We start from the raw sequence: 17933 nt of genomic DNA on the forward strand, positions 1-17933 counted from the left end.
GTTTGAATCGATGTATTTCATCCGCAGATTATGCACGAATGCTAAGAAATCCGGAGTGCAAATATTAACCAAAAAGAAGATCATTTTTTGATTTATGAAAGAGGTCTATTTAAATGCAGAAAAATGATTTGAAAAAATGTGTTTTTTGTCACGGTTTCTATAGCTATTTGTTATTATAATGAAAAGTTGTTTAAACAATAAAATTTTGTTATGAGAAAGTTGTTAATTCCAGTCCTCATTTTTGTAGTGCTAGTACTTGGATATTGTGTTTATCAGGATTCAGAAATGAAAAAACAGAAAGAAGTGAATCAGTTGATTCTTGATGCTCATCAGTCACTCAATATCGTAGATTCCAATCCCAATAATTTTATTTCTAACGATGAGGTTGAGGTCGTTCCAGCTCATTCTTCAAATCGCTTCATTGCTAAATCAAGTGAACTTTAGTCGTGTAGTACGGATTCATAAATTTTAAATTGTTGTTATCTTATTGAATTTTATTGAATAATAAATTTTAGAAACAATAAAAAATCATTGTGCTATAATTTGCCACGACCATAATTGAATCATTATATTTATTTAATAAGTATCTGATTTATTTAAACTAAGTAGAGCTGCATAACTTTTATGCAGCTTTTTTGTTTACAATTTTTATCATTTGACTATTTTAGCTCCAATGAGAAATTGTTCAATATACTTGTTTTTAAATGGAAAAATTGGCATATCCATTGCTTTGACAGCTATAAAATTAATGATGATTCGATGTAGCGGATCATTAATTTTATAGCGTGCTGACGGCATAAAGTTTACTTACCGGGGTAAAGTCATGACGACTCCTAATCCATCTTCAGAGAATATGCTTGAACGCTTATTTAAGTTAAGCGAAAACAAAACCAGTTTTCGCACAGAAGTTCTTGCAGGTGTAACCACTTTCTTAACGATGTGTTACATCATTATTGTCAATCCAATGATTTTGTCCGAAACAGGCATGGATCATGGGGCTGTCTTTGTCGCAACCTGTCTGGCAGCCGCAATCGGTTGTTTGGTGATGGGGCTTGTTGCGAATTATCCAATCGCACTTGCACCGGGTATGGGCTTGAATGCTTACTTTACCTATTCAGTGTGTATGGGTATGGGTGTGCCTTGGCAAACTGCACTGGCTGCTGTGTTTGTATCAGGTTTGATCTTCATTGCGATCAGCATGTTTAAAATTCGTGAAGCCATTGTCAATGCGATTCCAATGTCATTAAAACTGGCGATTGGTGGTGGTATTGGTATGTTCCTGGCACTGGTTGCTTTAAAAAATGCCGGCATTATTGTAGATAATCCTGCAACCTTAGTGGGCTTGGGTGATTTAAAACAACCTTCGGTACTGCTGGCTTTGCTTGGTTTCTTAATGGTTGTCGTGATGCACCACTTTAAGGTGCGTGGCGCGATTATTATCAGTATTTTAGTTATTACGGCTATTGCTACAGCATTGGGGTATAACCAATTTCAAGGTGTGGTTGGTCAGATTCCATCTATTGCCCCAACATTACTGCAAATGGACTTCCAAGGCTTGTTCACTGCTAGCTTAGTGGGCGTGATCTTTGTATTCTTCCTGGTCGATTTGTTTGACTCAACAGGCACATTGGTAGGCGTATCACACCGTGCAGGCTTATTGAAAGATGGTAAATTACCGCGTTTGAAAAAAGCACTTTTTGCGGATTCAACTGCAATTGTTGCAGGTGCGGCTTTGGGTACATCTTCAACAACGCCTTATATTGAATCATCTGCAGGTGTTGCAGCCGGTGGTCGTACAGGCTTAACCGCTGTTGTTGTTGGCGTTATGTTCTTGTTATGTCTATTTTTAGCACCACTTGCGCAATCTGTACCAAGTTTTGCTACAGCACCCGCCTTGCTATTTGTGGGTGTGTTGATGATTCAGGGTATCGTTCACATTGACTGGGAAGACGTCACTGAAGCAGTTCCTGCCTTTTTAACTATCGTATTTATGCCTTTTGCATACTCAATTGCAGATGGTATTGCGATGGGCTTCATTAGCTATGCGCTAATCAAATTATGTACAGGTAAGGCAAAAACTGTTCCATATATGGTATGGATTATTGCTGCACTTTGGGCATTGAAATTTGCTGCATTTGGTGGCTAATTCACCAAATTCAAAGTAGGGTGTAAACTCAGTTTGCACCCTTTTTATTTTTTGAAAAAAAGTTTTATAAGGATAAGATATGAATCAACTTGAGCTTATTCAAGCGCTGCCAAAAGCAGAGTTACACGTACATATTGAAGGGACTTTTGAGCCTGAACTCATGTTCGCTATTGCTCAACGTAACCATATTGATATTCCGTATAAATCTGTTGACGAAGTGAAACAGGCCTATAACTTCCACAACCTGCAATCTTTCCTCGACATTTATTATGCAGGTGCCAATGTTTTGGTGCTCGAGCAAGATTTTTATGATCTGGCTTGGGCATATTTTGAAAAATGCGCTGCAGATAAAGTCGTACATACTGAAATGTTCTTCGATCCGCAAACGCATACGGATCGTGGCGTGGTATTCGCAACCGTAATTAATGGGTTGCAACGTGCCTGTGATGATGCAAAAGCCAAATTCGGCATTAGCTCACATTTAATCATGTGTTTCTTGCGTCATTTAAGTGAAGAAGCGGCATTTGAAACTTTAGAACAAGCTTTGCCATTTAAAGATCAAATTATTGCTGTCGGTTTGGATTCAAGCGAAGTGGGGCATCCACCATCTAAGTTTGAACGTGTATTTGCCAAAGCGCGTGAAGAAGGCTTTTTAGTGGTGGCACATGCTGGTGAAGAAGGTCCGGCTGAATATGTTTGGGAAGCTTTGGATTTGCTTAAAGTAAATCGTGTGGATCACGGTGTACGTTCAGAAGAAGACCCTAAACTGATGCAACGTTTAATTGCGGAAAAAATGCCTTTAACGGTGTGTCCTTTAAGTAACTTAAAGCTCTGCGTTGTCGATGATATGGCACAGCACAATATCCGTCGTTTATTGCAACAAGGCGTGCATGTAACTGTAAATTCAGATGACCCATCGTATTTTGGTGGATATATGAACGACAACTTTATTGCGATTGCTGAAGCTTTAGATTTATCCAATGATGAACTTAAGCAATTGGCTAAAAATTCGTTTGAAGCATCATTTATTTCTGATGCAGAAAAACAAAAATGGTCACAACAGATTGATGCTTTGGCATAATCTTTTCTTTTAAAAAGTACTTTAAGATTGAGCAGATTTATTCATTAATCTGCTCAATTATTGTGTAAAGAATATTGCGTGTAAAGCGTTAGGTTATATTTTGAAAAAGAGTCTGTACTGGATAGCTGTTATTGCTTTGTTGATTGGTTTCGTAGCAGTTTTTGCAATGGATAAAAACTCTACTTTAACTCAGAAAATGTTAAAGCCAGTGGTAGAGCAGGCATGTAAAAGTGAATTGAATGATTCAAAAATCTGGCAATCAGCGGCCTTGTTTATGAGTTCAGAACGTCAAAGTTCGGTGCAAAAACAAATCTGTGGCTGTGTGAGTGACAATGCGCTGAAAGATGTGTCTGCGAAAGACCTGGCAATGGCATCGTTTAGTGAAGAGGCTAAAAATAGTCTGATTAAACAAGCCGTGTTAAATAGCGTTAAGGGTTGTGCTCAAGAAGCCCTAAAGTAAGTTTAAAAATAAGAAAAAGCCGCATCTGTGCATAAACTGATGCGGCTTTTTTATTGAGTGCTATTTGGCTATTTTTCTTGTCGAGTCATACTGCGTAAAATATTATCTTTATCTATAAAATGATGTTTTAAAGCAGCAGCGATATGTCCTATCACGAGAAATCCGGCAAACCATGACAAATAAATATGTACAGGCTTAACAATGGCTAACAGTTCAGGATTGTCTTGAACCAGACGCGGGATTTCAAATAAGTACAAAACAGGCGCAGGATGTCCAGCACTCCAGCTAAACAAACAGCCCGTAATCGGTAATGCGAGCAACATTAAATATAAAGCCAAATGCCCAAGATGTGCCAAGACTTTCATTGACGGCGACATAGTGTCTGGCAGTTGTGGAACGGGGTGGGTATAACGCCAAAACAGACGAATCAATACCAGAAATATAATCGTTGTCGCGATGTTTTTATGTAAGGTGATGACTTGACCTTTAAAACTGCCATCAACATCATAGCTTAAAAAATTTCCGCTATAAAAACCAATCAACCATGCGGCAATGAAAATAACCGCCATCAGCCAATGAAGCATTTGTGCTGTACGGGTATAGTATTGTGAAGTGCTTGTCATGTTAAACCAACATGTAATTTATAAGTCTAAGCATGCTAATCAAACAGCGTATTTAAAAAAATGGTGAATATGGAACGATGCGTATAATTCTTGCAACGCTGAAAGCTGTATTGTTTTTAGACAGACAACACTCACCTGGAAAATTCATTTGAAATATACATTTCTTCTAGGGCAAAGTTTCGGCAGAATATGCCCAACAGATTTTATAACAAAGGATTTAACTGTGAAAAAATTAATTGCTGTACTTGCACCTTTAACTTTAGCGCTCACTGCATGTGTGTCAACTGGCACAACTACAGGTACAACGGGTACGCAATCAGCAACTCAGCAACTTGGTAACGCTGCAATTAAAATTGCAATTAATGCAAAATGTACAACCGAGTTGAATAATATTGCTGCATGGCAAACTGCCACTAAATTGATGACTGCAACTCAAAAACAAAATATTCAGTCTGAAATTTGTGGTTGCGTAAGTGAAAAAGCGCCACAAAGCGTAACAGCTGTAGATTTGGCAACCGCAGCGATTGATCCGGCAGCACGTACGACAATTGTTTCAAATGCAGTCACTAAAACCATTAATGCTTGTGTCGCTGAAGCAGTACAATAATCGTTAATGAAGTAATAAATAGGCTGACTTGTTCAGCCTCTTTTTTTGTAGGTAGATAGGTTATGAAAATCGCTGGTGCAGATGAAGCAGGGCGTGGTCCACTTGTGGGTTCAGTTGTTGCAGCTGCAGTTATTTTAGATCCCAACAACCCGATTGAGGGCTTGAATGATTCTAAAAAACTCACTGAAAAAAAACGTGAGAAGCTATTTGTAGAAATACAGGAAAAAGCCCTGGCTTGGGCCATTGCTGAAGCGAGTCATGAAGAAATTGACGAGATCAACATTCTTCAGGCATCATTGTTGGCTATGCGCCGCGCTGTAGAGGCTCTAAACATTCAACCTGAACATGTGTTGGTGGATGGTAATAAAGTCCCACAGGGCTTAACGATGAGCTGTGATGCAGTTGTGGGGGGTGATGCCATACATGCAGAAATTTCAGCTGCCAGTATTTTGGCAAAAGTAACGCGTGACCATCAAATGGTAGAGCTTGATCAGCAATATCCGCACTTTGGCTTTGCCAAACACAAGGGTTATCCAACCAAAGCCCATTTTGAGGCGATTGCGCAACATGGTGTGATTGGTCAGCATCGTCGCAGTTATGCACCAGTCAAAAAAGCCTTGGCTTTGCTTGAACAAAACTAATGGCCAGATAAATTTAAAGCGGCTTATGTAAGCCGCTTTAGGAGAAAGACATTTAATCTTTAACGATTAAAGTCATTCTGGGTATTCTGTGGGAAATTATCTTCTTCAAAAGAAGGTTGATAATCTTGATCGAGATGTTGAAGATGTTCGTGCATAGCGCGTTCATGTTGAATACGTTGGTAAATTTCTTCACGATGAACGGATACTTCTTTTGGAGCATTTACGCCAATACGAACTTGATTTCCTTTAACACCAAGTACAGTTACACTGACTTGGTCCCCAATCATTAATGTTTCTCCGACACGTCTAGTCAGAATCAGCATGTTTATCTCCTTGCAAAATGCTAAACCTGCAATTGATCTAAAATGTAAAAAGCACAACCTTAAATATCAAAGAAAATTTTAACAAAGCAATGTGACAAACCTCGTCCTCTATACTTTTTTGTTAAAATTTTCTTAAAAGCACATGGCTAATATAACAGAGCCACTATAAGAAAAACTATAGTGGCTCTGTTTTTTTCTACTTTTTTAAAAACTGTCTAACAATGACAATTTGTGACACATTTTCCGATGTTATGCACGTACGGTTGATTCACCAGATTCACGGTCTAAACCGAAAGCAGTGTGAAGAGTACGCACAGCAAGTTCTAAATAATTTTCTTCAATGATCACGGAAATCTTAATTTCTGAGGTAGAGATCATTAAAATATTGATACCTTCTTCAGCCAGGGCAGTGAACATTTTGCTTGCCACGCCAGCATGTGAACGCATACCTACACCCACAATCGATACTTTTACGATGTCAGAACGCGTTGCAACTTCACGTGCACCAATTTTTTTCGCGGTATCTTCAAGAATTGTTTTGGCTTTGGCTAATTCACCACGGTTAACCGTAAAAGTGAAATCAGTTGTGCCATCTTCTTCAACGTTCTGGATAATCATATCCACTTCAACGTTCGCATCGCCAATTGGACATAAGATTTTAGCTGCAATACCTGGTTCATCAGGCACACCTAGAATCGTTAATTTTGCTTCGTCACGGTTAAATGCGATACCAGAGATGATTGGCTGTTCCATGTTGTCTTCCAATTCAGTAGTAATAAGAGTGCCGACGTTTTGTTTAAAGTCTTCGTCAAATGCGCCATCATCGTCATTATCAAAACTTGATAATACGCGTAAAGGCACTTGGTATTTACCAGCAAATTCAACTGAACGAATTTGAAGAACTTTAGAACCCAAAGATGCCATTTCCAGCATTTCTTCAAAAGAAATACGATCAACTTTTTTTGCTTTAGGTGCAACACGAGGGTCGGTGGTATAAACACCATCCACGTCTGTGTAAATTTGGCATTCGTCTGCTTTTAATGCAGCAGCAAGTGCAACACCGGAAGTATCTGAACCGCCACGACCTAAAGTGGTGGTATTGCCTTGTTCATCAAAGCCTTGGAAGCCAGCAACAACCAGCACACGACCTGCGTCTAGATTTTCAGTTAAAACATCAGTATCAATCGCTTCAATACGTGCTTTAGTGAATGCACTATCCGTTTTAATGCCAACTTGGCGACCAGTGAGTGACTTTGCTTCAACCCCAATAGAGTTGAGTGCCATCGCTAACATAGAAATCGTAACCTGTTCGCCCGTAGAGACCATTTGATCAAGTTCACGCGGATCAGGGGTTTCGGTAATGGCCTTCGCTAAAGCAAGCAGACGATTGGTTTCGCCACTCATTGCTGAAACGACAACCACCACCTTGTGGCCGTGGTCATGCCAGCGCTTTACACGACGAGCAACATTTAAAATGCGCTCGGGAGTACCCATAGAGGTACCGCCATATTTTTGAACGATTAATGCCATAGTTGTTCCATAAAAGCCATGACCCTGATGTACCTATCAGGGTCCGTTACACAAAAAGTGAAGTCTTTATTTTGCCTCAAGCCAGGCAGTTAAATCTGCCATCACTGGTGCAAACTTCTCGTTAAGTGGCGCGCCACCTTGTGCCAAGTCAGGTTTACCACCACCTTTACCACCGAGTTCGGTAGCCAAGTGTTTGATGATGTCACCTGCTTTAATGTTTGCAGTGAAATCTTTTGCTACAGATGCAAGCAGGCTAACTTTATCGCCTTCTACACCCGCAAGCACGATCACCGCATTGTCTAATTTAGATTTCACACCGTCATGCAGGTTGCGAAGTGATTTCGCATCCATGTTTTGTACAGTGGTAATCAATGTCGAACGACCAGCAATGGTTTGAACTTGGCTTAAAAGTTCAGCTGCTTGGAAGTTCGCAAGTTTTTGGTTCAATTGCTCAATTTGTTTTTGCAATTGATGAGCAGTTTCAACAACGGCTTCAACTTTTTCTACCGTTTGGTGATTTTGTGCTTTTAACAGACCATTGATGTATTGAACATCACGATCGGTTTTTTGCACAATTTCCACTGCTTTAGTACCAGTCACCGCTTCAATACGACGTACACCTGCTGCAACACCACCTTCAGAGGTGATTTTGAACAAGCCGATGTCACCAGTGCGTTTCACATGAATACCACCACAAAGTTCGATAGAGAAGTTTTTATTTTCAGTGATTGAACCCATAGAAAGTACACGTACTTCGTCACCATATTTTTCACCGAACAACATCATCGCGCCTTTTTCTTTGGCAGATTCGATGTCTAGAAGTTCAGTAGATACAGCAGTGTTGGCAATCACTTCGCGGTTAACAATACGTTCAACTTGTTGAAGTTGTTCAAATGAAACCGGTTGATCGTTGGCAAAGTCAAAACGTAGGATGTCGCTTGCAACCAGTGAACCTTTTTGTTGTACATGTGAACCCAAAACTTGACGTAGGGCAGCATGTAAAAGGTGAGTCGCAGAGTGGTTACGCGCAGTTGCAGCACGAATATCAGCTTTAACCGTTGCTTCAACGTTTTGAGAAGCTTTTAAGCTACCCATGGTCACGATACCTTGGTGTACAAATGCACCACCAGATTTTTTGGTATCTTGAACTTCGAAAATACCGGTATCGTTTTTGAAGATCCCTGTATCACCGATTTGACCACCGCTTTCTGCATAGAAAGGCGTTTGGTTCAATACGATGAGCGCTTCGTCACCCTCAAAAACTTCATCAACTTGTTCGCCATCTTTATAGATTGCAACAATTTGACCTTGACCTTGAGTTGCGTCATAGCCTTCAAATTGAGTTTCGCCTTCAACTTTTACAATGCTGTTATAGTCAACTGCGAATTTACCTGCATCACGTGCGCGTTGACGCTGTGCAGCCATTTCAACTTCAAAGCCAGCTTCATCAATGCTTAAATCACGTTCACGTGCGATGTCAGCGGTTAAGTCAGTCGGGAAGCCGTAAGTGTCGTATAGTTTAAATACTGTTTCGCCAGGAATCACATTGCCTTTTAAGTGAGTCAATTCGCCTTCAAGCAATTTCAAACCTTGCTCTAAAGTTTTTGCGAATTGTTCTTCTTCTTTTAACAATAACGCTTCGATACGTGCTTGGTTGGCTGCAAGTTCAGGATAAGCTTCGCCCATCACTGTAATTAAAGGTTGCAACATTTTGTGGAAGAATGAACCTGTCGCACCCAATTTGTTACCGTGACGAACGGCACGACGAATGATACGACGAAGTACATAACCACGACCTTCATTTGAAGGGTTTACACCGTCAGCAATCAAGAAGCAGCATGAACGTGCGTGATCCGCTACAACTTTTAAAGATGCAGGGTAATCAACAGGTTTGTTATTTGCAGCAGCTTCGGCTTCAATGGCAGTGGTATCCATGCCAATGATTTCTGCAGCTGATTTGAGTAGGTGTTGGAATAAGTCGATTTCATAGTTTGAGTTTACATGTTGTAAAACTGCAGAAATACGTTCCAAGCCCATACCTGTATCTACAGAAGGCGCTGGAAGAGGGTGCAATACGCCATCAGCAGTACGGTTGAACTGCATGAATACGTTGTTCCAGATTTCAATGAAACGGTCGCCATCTTCTTCAGGCGTACCCGGTAGGCCACCCCAAATATGGTCGCCATGGTCAAAGAAAATTTCAGAACATGGACCGCAAGGACCGGTATCGCCCATTGCCCAGAAGTTGTCTGATGCGTATTTTTCGCCTTTGTTATCGCCAATGCGGATAATGCGGCTGGCATCTAAACCAATTTCTTTATTCCAGATGTCAAATGCTTCGTCATCGGTATGGTAAACAGTGGCATAGAGTTTATCTTTAGGCAGTGCTAACCATTCATCGCTCGTCAAGAATTCCCAGGCAAATTTGATGGCATCACGTTTAAAGTAATCACCAAATGAAAAGTTACCTAACATTTCAAAGAATGTATGGTGACGTGCTGTATAACCGACATTGTCTAAGTCGTTGTGTTTACCACCGGCACGTACACATTTTTGTGAAGATGTTGCGCGAACATAATCACGTTTTTCCAACCCCAGGAAGCAGTCTTTAAACTGGTTCATCCCGGCATTGGTAAACAATAAAGTCGGGTCATTGGCGGGTACTAGTGAACTCGACGCGACACGTGTATGCCCTTGCGATTCAAAGTAACGCAAAAATGCTTCACGAATTTCAGCTGATGTCATAAAACGAGTACTCACAACCAAGTCACTCCATATTTTGTATTGGCGAGTAGTGTACCAAGCATTTTCATGCAAAATGAACGGCCTTAGTACACTGGGCTTAAAATTTTAAAACGCCAAATTATAACGGAAAAACCCTCATGCACCAATCACTTTAAGGCGAATTAATGACAATTATGTCTAATCACTATATAGGCATATTGAGAGAAATCTATAGCTTGATTTACAGCTTGGTCTTGTTTTTAAATTTCATGAAGGGTTGAGTGAATATTTTTATATTGCAAGAATTAGTGATGGTCTGGTTTGAAATAAATAGCATAAGTGGGATAGGGAATGATTAACACAACCATATTTCATAAATTGATGTACAGAAATGGTATCGGTATTTGATTAAAATCCATTAACATAGGCACGTGTTTACATCTACCCAAGAGTTAAGGATATCTAATGCAACGAGTAGCCATTAATGGTTTCGGGCGAATTGGTCGCAATGTATTACGTGCTTGGTTTGAAAATCCCAAGGATTTTCATTTTGACATTATTGCGATTAATGATGTTGCAGATGTAGAGACTTTAGTTCATTTATTTAAATACGATACAACCCATGGACGCTTTAAAGGCAAAGTCGAAGTGCTGCTGGAAAATGAACAGATTTTTCTGCATATTTCAGCGGGTTTGGCGCAATTAAAAGTACAGGTATTCTGTCAGGGACAGCCTGAACTCTTGCCTTGGAATAATTTAAATATTGATGTGGTACTTGAATGTACCGGCTTGTTTCGTTCACGTGAAGCGGCAACCAAGCATATTACCGCCGGGGCGAAACGCGTCATTATTGGCGCTGCGCCATTTGACAGTGTGGATGCTGCCATTGTCTATGGTGTAAACCATTATGAAGTTAAAGACAGCGATCAAATTATTTCCAGCGTATCCTGTACCACGCAAGCCTTGGTTCCTTTGGTGAAAATCATTGATGATGCTTTTGGAATTGATACCGCTTTGATGACAGAAATTCATGCGGTAACGGCTGATCAGTCGGTACTGGATCATGCGCATCGTGACCTGCGTCGTGCGCGAGCTTCTGGGCAAAATATTATTCCCACCACATCTTCAGCCTTGGCTGCATTAAAACGCGTGATGCCAAAAATGGAAGACCGGATTGACGGTTATTCCATTCGTGTACCCACCATTAATGTCGCGGCTATTGATTTAACTTTTGTTGCTCAATCGCATGTCACCGTGCATAAAATCAATGAAGTCCTGATCAAGTCGGCACGACATGATTATGCGGAAATTATGGATGTGACAGATGAACCTTTAGTATCGTCTGATTTTAATCATTCACCTTATTCTTTAATTGTCGATTTAAGCCAAACCATGGTCGTTGGACATCAAGCGAAAGTCTTGGCTTGGTATGATAATGAGTGGGGTTATGCCAATCGTCTGCTGGACTTATGTGAGTCATTTACATCATAAAATTGATGTGCTTTAGAGTTTTAGCTTTCTCCAGAATTTCTAACTAAATGAGTTATATATAAAGTGATTTTGGAGATAACCCATCATTTAACTTGAATTATTTGGTCGTTTAAGTCTTGAGCAAGTTGTTCGCCTTCGGTAGGATAATCAGGGTAGCTTACTTGAAGCGTTAACATCATTTTAATGTTGTTTTAAATAAGTATCTGCATAGATTATTTTAGTGGTTTAGATACTTGAAATCTATGTTGCTCAGATGTTCTGAGCTGCCCCTGATCACTTGACGGTATAAAATACTTATAAAAATACAATCTAATAAGGCTTAAGTTGAAATAATGGTTTGCTTGGTTTATGAAAATTATAAGTTCTTTTTAAATTTCATATCATTGGTTCGCTATGATAGCGAGCAATGACCCAATTAGAAGAGTAATACAGGTATGTTGATATTTATATGGAGTTTTATTCTCCTTTTAGCCATAGCCGTGATTTTTTTGATTTGGGCGCAATTTAGCAATCAAAATGATGTGTTAAGTGAAACTCAAATGAACTTGCAACTCGAAGAAAAAGTGATTCATTTGGAAGAGAATTTAAAGAAAACCTTGGAAATTATGCAGGACTTGGCCAAAAAAATGCATATCCAGCAACAAGTACTCGATAAAACCACCAATAAACTCAGTCAAGTCGAGTTGCAAAATGCTGAATTGGTCGGATTATTAGCAAAGGCAGTCAATTCCTCGGACAGACCCTCCATATAACTTCATCTTTGTCAGGATTCTAAGTAAGAACGAATCTTAAAATGGCTGCCGAATTGAAAAATATGTGGCTTTTGTGGATTCGGCGAAAGTTAATTTGAGTTTAAATATTTTTGCACGCATCTGGCTGAAAAGTCAGGATGCTGAAACAGTAGACCAGTTTGTAGATGCAATTCAGGATATGCCTGAAGTCGTAGAATGCCAGTTGATGGCAGGGGATTGTGATTTCTTCTTGCGAATTGTAGTGGCTGATTTGGATGTGTACCGTAAGTTTCAGATTCATCATTTAAATAAAATTTCAGGTCTGCAAAATGTGAAAACTGAAATTCCATTACAAAAGATTAAACAAACCACTGAGTTGCCCTTGGGTTAATAATAAACAGTTTTAGAATCATCTTTGAGCGGTATGGATGCTTGAATCGAATTGGGCTATTTTTGTCTGATTAAACAATAAGTATTCTGCCTGTTTTTGTGAAAAAGTCAGGTGCACAGCTAAAACTATCGTGCTAGACTAGGAGAAATCGGGTGTGCTCCCGATTTTTTTATGCGGATAACTTCCGCTCTGACAGAATTTAGGTTTACAACATGCCCATTTCAGAGACATGGTTATTACCTGATGGTGTAGCTGATGTATTACCAGAACAGGCGCAAGTGATTGAAACTTTGCGTCGTGACGCACTAGATTTCCTCGCATCTCGAGGTTATCAATTGGTGTACACGCCATTTATCGAATACATCGAATCTCTATCTTCTCTTTCAGAATCGAATCAAGATTTAGACTTAGCCACTTTTAAAGTTATCGACCAGTTATCCGGTCGTTTACTTGGTGTGCGTGCCGATATGACACCACAAGTGGCTCGTATTGATGCGCATGTACATCCAGTAGATGGTGTGGCTCGTTACTGCTATGCAGGAACGGTTTTACATACGAAACCACAAGGGTTTAATACCACACGTGCACCCCTACAATTAGGTGCAGAGCTATTTGGTTCTGACAGTATTGATGCTGATGTCGAAATGGTTGATGTCATGCTGGGCTTAATTGAAAAAGCCGGCTTGGCAGAAGGTATCCATCTAGATTTAGGACATGTCGGCTTATTCCGTAGTTTAGTGAAACATGCGGGTTTGACTAAAGCTGTTGAAAGTCATCTTTCAGATCTTTATCAACGTAAAGCATTACCTGAACTTGCTGAATTTACCCAAGAATTAAAATTTGGCGCAGATTTTTATACACTAGGTCGCTATTCAAGTGATCTGGATGCATTACAAGCCAATTTAAGTGCTGAAATTTTCGCGGATGAAGCGTTCAAGCAAGCCTTTGACACTTTGAAAACAACTCAAATCGAAATTCAGTCACGTTGGCCAAATCTGCATATTGGTATTGATGTTGTAGAATTACGTTCATACCATTATCACACGGGTTTAATGTATGCAGTTTATGCACCAAACCGTGCGGCTCCCCTGGCTCAAGGTGGTCGCTATGATGGTATTGGCGAACATTTTGGTCGTGCACGTCCTGCAACAGGTTTTTCGTGCGACTTATATGCGTTAAGCGCAGGTCAATTTAAAGATTTAAATGTAGTTGTTGCACCTAAGGGTACCGATGCAGATTTGCTTAAAGCAATTTCAAATGCACGTACACAAGGCTTTGGTGTAATTCAATTACTTGGAAATGACAGTTTAAACTCGGTACCGCATGCAACTCACCAATTGGTGAATGTGGCAGGTGAGTGGAAAGTCGAAAAGATTTAATGACCTGAATTGGTTTCAAGTCACCAATTCAAGTTTTCAATTTTAACAGCATGATGCAATGAGGCTATTATGGGCAAAAATGTTGTGGTACTCGGTACCCAATGGGGCGACGAAGGTAAAGGTAAAATCGTTGACCTGCTCACAGATCAAGCGGCTGCGGTAGTTCGTTACCAAGGCGGACACAACGCTGGTCATACACTCGTGGTTGGTGGTAAGAAAACTGTATTACACCTCATTCCATCTGGTATTTTACGTGATAACGTACTTTGCTTAATTGGTAATGGTGTTGTACTTTCACCTGCTGCATTAATCGAAGAAATGGACATCCTCGAGAAAGAAGGCGTTCCAGTTAAAGAGCGTTTACGTATTTCTCCAAACTGTCCTTTAATTCTTCCGAACCACATCGCGCTTGACCAAGCACGTGAGAAAAAACGTGGTAACGCGAAAATTGGTACTACTGGTCGTGGTATCGGTCCAGCGTATGAAGATAAAGTTGCGCGTCGTGCAGTCCGTGTTGCTGACCTTGTACGTGGTGGCGATCATCTTAAAGCTCAACTTGAAGAGCTTCTTGAATACCATAACTTCCAACTGACTCAATTCTACGGCGTAGAAGCGGTGAACTTGGAAGACGTGATTGCGCTTTGCGACCAATGGCGTGAAGTAGTTGCTCCATTAGTTATGGACGTAACCAAAGAATTACATGATTACCGTAAAGCGGGCAAAAAAATCATGTTTGAAGGCGCGCAAGGTTCACTTCTTGACGTTGACCACGGTACATATCCGTATGTAACGTCTTCAAACACCACTGCTGGTGGCGTAAGCTCAGGTTCTGGTCTGGGTCCTTTGCACCTTGACTATGTATTGGGTATTACCAAAGCATACACAACACGTGTAGGTGCTGGTCCGTTCCCAACTGAACTTGTTTACGATGCTGCGAACGATGTTGGTGATGCAATCGGTAAACACCTCGGAACTGTAGGTTCTGAATTTGGTGCGTCTACTGGTCGTCAACGCCGTTGTGGTTGGTTCGATGCTGAAATTCTTCGCCGCTCAGTAGATGTAAACTCACTTTCAGGTATTTGCTTAACTAAACTTGACGTTCTTGACGGTTTAGAAGAAGTGAAAATCTGTGTAGGTTATGAAGCTGCAGATTCTGGTTGTGTCGGTTCTTCTGATGCGATTGCATTCGAATCTTTAAAACCAATCTACGAAACTATGCCAGGTTGGTCTGAGTCTACTTTCGGTGCTAAAACATTAGAACAATTACCACAAGCTGCGATTAACTATGTTAAACGTCTTGAGCAATTGATCGAATGCCCAATCGATATCATTTCGACTGGTCCAGACCGTGAAGAAACCATTGTTTTACGTCATCCGTTTGATGCTTAATTTAAGCTGATATAACGATGATCAAAAGGCCTCGCTATTTGCGGGGCTTTTTTTATGTTCTTATTTTGAAAATGCACTAAGAGAATATATTGGGAGAAAATTTTGCCCAGACTAAAGTTGCATCAGAGAATACTGTTTAAATAACTGGCACTTGTTAGAATACCAAACATAAGATAAATGGAAGGTTGTGCGGGATGCATAAGAATATTTCAGGAACGATTTTTTATTCCTTACTATTTGCCATGGGTGGTGCGCCCACTATTGCAATGCTGATTATTCAGGCACAAACGAAAGATCCCAGTATTATCTACACGGCATTTATTGGTTTAAGTGTGATTATTGCCTGCATTCTAGTTCCATTAATTCTCATTCAAAATGCTATTTTATTTTTTAAAAGAAAAAATGAGCAACTTGAACAGAAAATTAAACCGATGTGCCAAGTGTATTTGGTTTTGAATATTTTATGCCTTATTTATTGGCTTAGTTTTCAGTTTCTTAGATAAGCACAGTTACATAAATAATATGAATATGGAGGGAATAATAATTTAAAGCTTATCCACTATTCCATATAATCAGTTTAAAACTGATATCTGTTTTCAAGGTGGAGATTATTATAATGAATAGCAAACTCGTTTTAAGTTTGTGTGCGGCTAGTGTGATCACTATTTCAGGTTGTACGACTGTAGCAGAAATGGCAGGGGCAGATTCATCGACATTAAATGTAACAGCAGCACAAGGTTTTAATAAAACAGTTCAGGAAGCGAGTGCAAATAAAACTTTAGATACATCTTCAACGACTTATAAACGTATTAATTCTGTATTTATGCGTTTAAAACCTTATGGCGATCAAATCAATCAGACAGGCCAAAAGTTTGACTGGAAACTGGCTGTGCTAAAATCAGATCAGATTAATGCCTATGTGGCACCCGGTGGTAAAGTGGTGTTCTATACCGGTATCGTGAATAAATTGAACCTGACTGATGCAGAAATTGCCGCAGTAATGGGTCACGAAATGGTGCATGCCTTAGAGGAACACTCTAAAAATAAAATTGGTCAACAAGCATTAACTGACTTGGCTTTAAACATTGGTCTAAGCGCTGCTGGAAGTAATGTGGGTCAGTTGGGTACTGCTGCGGCGCAGTTGGGTGCGCAAGTGGGCGTAGGTTTACCTTTTTCACGTAGTTTAGAAAATCGTGCCGACCAAGGCGGTTTAATGCTGATGGCGCGTGCGGGTTATAATCCACAAGCTGCCATTACTCTTTGGGAAAAAATGAATAAACTGGAAGGTGCAGGAGGTGCATCATTCTTGTCTACTCACCCTTCAAATAGCCAACGTATTGAAGCAATGCGTAAAAACTTGCCAGCAGCTCAAGCGATTTATAACAAACGCTAATGGGTAGTTAGGTCATAAAAAAAAGGATGCTTTTTAGCATCCTTTTTTGCTTTTATTCCCTCTCCCTGTGGGATGAGCAGCACTGCTGCGCAAGGGGTGAGGGTAAATTATTTAGAAAATTTCATGCAATATAAAGTAGAGCTTTTCTATTTCTAGCTTTAGAAAATTGTTTTAATTCAATTTTCTAATTTCATTTTAAGCGGTGCTTAAAATGAAATTAGGGCGCAGGATTCGGCTGTTGACGGTGAATATCCTCAATACCTTGTAAAACTTCTGCCGATAAGTCAATTTCGAACGCTTGGATATTTTCTTTGAGTTGATCCAAATTGGTTGCACCAATAATGGTACTGGTCACAAAGAACTGCTGTTTGATAAATGCCAATGACAGTTGTGTCAAGGTTAAGCCATGTCGTTCAGCAAGTTGAGCATATTGCTCGGTTGCCCATTCACTCTCTGGATTGCTATAACGGCTAAAACGAGAAAATAGGGTGACACGTGCATTTGCAGGGCGCGCACCATTACGGAATTTTCCAGTCAAATAACCGAAAGCTAAAGGTGAATAGGCCAGTAGTCCGACATTTTCATAATGGGCAATTTCTGACATGCCAATTTCATAGGTACGGTTTAACAGGCTATATGGATTTTGCACGCTGACAAATTTTTCCAAGCCTAATTTTTCAGCCAAATGCAAAAACTTTAAGGTTCCCCAAGGGGTCTCATTTGAAAGACCAATATAGCGAATACGGCCTTTTTTAATTTCATCACTTAAAGCGCTTAAGGTTTCTTCTAAAGCGGTGATTTCTGCATTTTGATGGGCTTCAATATTGCCATAACCGAGCTTGCCAAAGAAATTGGTTGGACGTTGTGGCCAATGCAATTGATATAGGTCGATATAATCGCTTTGTAAGCGTTTTAACGAACCATCTATGGCTGAGCTAATCTCTGCAGCTGTGAAGCGAGTTTGCCCGTCACGGATGTGGCTTCCGCCTTGTGAGGGGCCTGCTATTTTTGAAGCAATAAAAAG

17 protein-coding genes and 1 pseudogene are annotated in these 17933 nt (G+C 40.1%); 13 read left to right on the plus strand and 5 right to left on the minus strand.

The genetic code is table 11. The features are described 5' to 3' along the window. Window positions 1–285: 285 nt before the first annotated feature. From HLH14_RS03705 to HLH14_RS03720, 4 genes are all read left to right on the plus strand, one after another. Window positions 286–444, plus strand: a complete 159-nt coding sequence (locus HLH14_RS03705) for a hypothetical protein (RefSeq protein ID WP_155859788.1) — start codon at window positions 286–288, stop codon at window positions 442–444. Window positions 445–823: 379 nt separating this feature from the next. Continuing rightward, on the plus strand, window positions 824–2146 hold the full coding sequence (locus HLH14_RS03710; RefSeq protein ID WP_067723249.1) for an NCS2 family permease: 1323 nt from the start codon (window positions 824–826) through the stop codon (window positions 2144–2146). A gap of 79 nt (window positions 2147–2225) precedes the next feature. Next, window positions 2226–3227 carry an adenosine deaminase gene (locus HLH14_RS03715; protein ID WP_067723252.1) on the plus strand — a complete coding sequence of 334 codons (1002 nt, stop codon included), beginning with the start codon at window positions 2226–2228 and terminating at the stop codon, window positions 3225–3227. A 100-nt stretch (window positions 3228–3327) separates the two neighbouring features. After that, window positions 3328–3687 (plus strand): hypothetical protein, encoded by a 360-nt coding sequence (locus tag HLH14_RS03720; RefSeq protein WP_067723254.1) that lies wholly within the window; start codon window positions 3328–3330, stop codon window positions 3685–3687. A gap of 68 nt (window positions 3688–3755) precedes the next feature. On the opposite strand, the gene HLH14_RS03725 is transcribed toward HLH14_RS03720, so the two are convergent. Continuing rightward, window positions 3756–4310: a cytochrome b gene (locus HLH14_RS03725; protein ID WP_067723256.1), complete on the minus strand. Its 555-nt coding sequence runs from the start codon at window positions 4308–4310 to the stop codon at window positions 3756–3758. Window positions 4311–4533: 223 nt separating this feature from the next. Between HLH14_RS03725 and HLH14_RS03730 the strand changes: the two genes are divergently transcribed. Both HLH14_RS03730 and rnhB read left to right on the plus strand, forming a co-directional pair. Next, window positions 4534–4917, plus strand: coding sequence for a hypothetical protein (locus HLH14_RS03730; RefSeq protein ID WP_067723258.1), 384 nt, complete (start codon window positions 4534–4536; stop codon window positions 4915–4917). Window positions 4918–4979: 62 nt separating this feature from the next. Next, window positions 4980–5558 (plus strand): ribonuclease HII, encoded by a 579-nt coding sequence (gene rnhB, locus HLH14_RS03735; RefSeq protein WP_067723260.1) that lies wholly within the window; start codon window positions 4980–4982, stop codon window positions 5556–5558. A 59-nt stretch (window positions 5559–5617) separates the two neighbouring features. Here the strand turns inward: rnhB and csrA are convergent, their stop codons facing one another. The 3 genes from csrA to alaS form a co-directional block, all read right to left on the minus strand. Beyond that, window positions 5618–5881, minus strand: coding sequence for a carbon storage regulator CsrA (csrA, locus tag HLH14_RS03740; protein ID WP_067723263.1), 264 nt, complete (start codon window positions 5879–5881; stop codon window positions 5618–5620). Window positions 5882–6130: 249 nt separating this feature from the next. After that, complete coding sequence (locus HLH14_RS03745) at window positions 6131–7411, minus strand: aspartate kinase (protein ID WP_067723265.1); 1281 nt, start codon at window positions 7409–7411, stop codon at window positions 6131–6133. A gap of 66 nt (window positions 7412–7477) precedes the next feature. Then, a complete protein-coding gene (alaS, locus tag HLH14_RS03750) occupies window positions 7478–10171 on the minus strand; it encodes an alanine--tRNA ligase (protein WP_171255152.1) in 2694 nt (897 codons plus the stop codon). Between the two features lie 429 nt (window positions 10172–10600). Here alaS and HLH14_RS03755 point away from each other — a divergent pair, with 429 nt between their 5' ends. From HLH14_RS03755 to HLH14_RS03785, 7 genes and pseudogenes are all read left to right on the plus strand, one after another. Further along, window positions 10601–11626 (plus strand): type I glyceraldehyde-3-phosphate dehydrogenase, encoded by a 1026-nt coding sequence (locus HLH14_RS03755; RefSeq protein ID WP_067723270.1) that lies wholly within the window; start codon window positions 10601–10603, stop codon window positions 11624–11626. 434 nt (window positions 11627–12060) lie between these two features. Beyond that, on the plus strand, window positions 12061–12378 hold the full coding sequence (locus HLH14_RS03760; RefSeq protein ID WP_081406197.1) for a hypothetical protein: 318 nt from the start codon (window positions 12061–12063) through the stop codon (window positions 12376–12378). Window positions 12379–12430: 52 nt separating this feature from the next. Continuing rightward, a pseudogene (locus tag HLH14_RS03765) lies at window positions 12431–12748 on the plus strand (Lrp/AsnC family transcriptional regulator); the annotation flags it as partial. 212 nt (window positions 12749–12960) lie between these two features. Then, window positions 12961–14127, plus strand: coding sequence for an ATP phosphoribosyltransferase regulatory subunit (locus HLH14_RS03770; RefSeq protein WP_067723272.1), 1167 nt, complete (start codon window positions 12961–12963; stop codon window positions 14125–14127). A 69-nt stretch (window positions 14128–14196) separates the two neighbouring features. Then, entirely contained in the window at window positions 14197–15516 is a 1320-nt protein-coding gene (locus tag HLH14_RS03775; RefSeq protein ID WP_067723273.1) for an adenylosuccinate synthase, read from the plus strand. A gap of 194 nt (window positions 15517–15710) precedes the next feature. Continuing rightward, complete coding sequence (locus HLH14_RS03780; RefSeq protein ID WP_067723275.1) at window positions 15711–16019, plus strand: hypothetical protein; 309 nt, start codon at window positions 15711–15713, stop codon at window positions 16017–16019. A 113-nt stretch (window positions 16020–16132) separates the two neighbouring features. After that, window positions 16133–16909, plus strand: a complete 777-nt coding sequence (locus HLH14_RS03785; RefSeq protein ID WP_067723277.1) for a M48 family metallopeptidase — start codon at window positions 16133–16135, stop codon at window positions 16907–16909. Between the two features lie 217 nt (window positions 16910–17126). On the opposite strand, the gene HLH14_RS03790 is transcribed toward HLH14_RS03785, so the two are convergent. Further along, on the minus strand, window positions 17127–17933 hold an 807-nt coding region (locus tag HLH14_RS03790), incomplete at its 5' end, for an aldo/keto reductase (protein ID WP_171532721.1).

It is taken from the genome of Acinetobacter terrae (assembly GCF_013004375.1).
Lineage (GTDB): Bacteria > Pseudomonadota > Gammaproteobacteria > Pseudomonadales > Moraxellaceae > Acinetobacter > Acinetobacter terrae.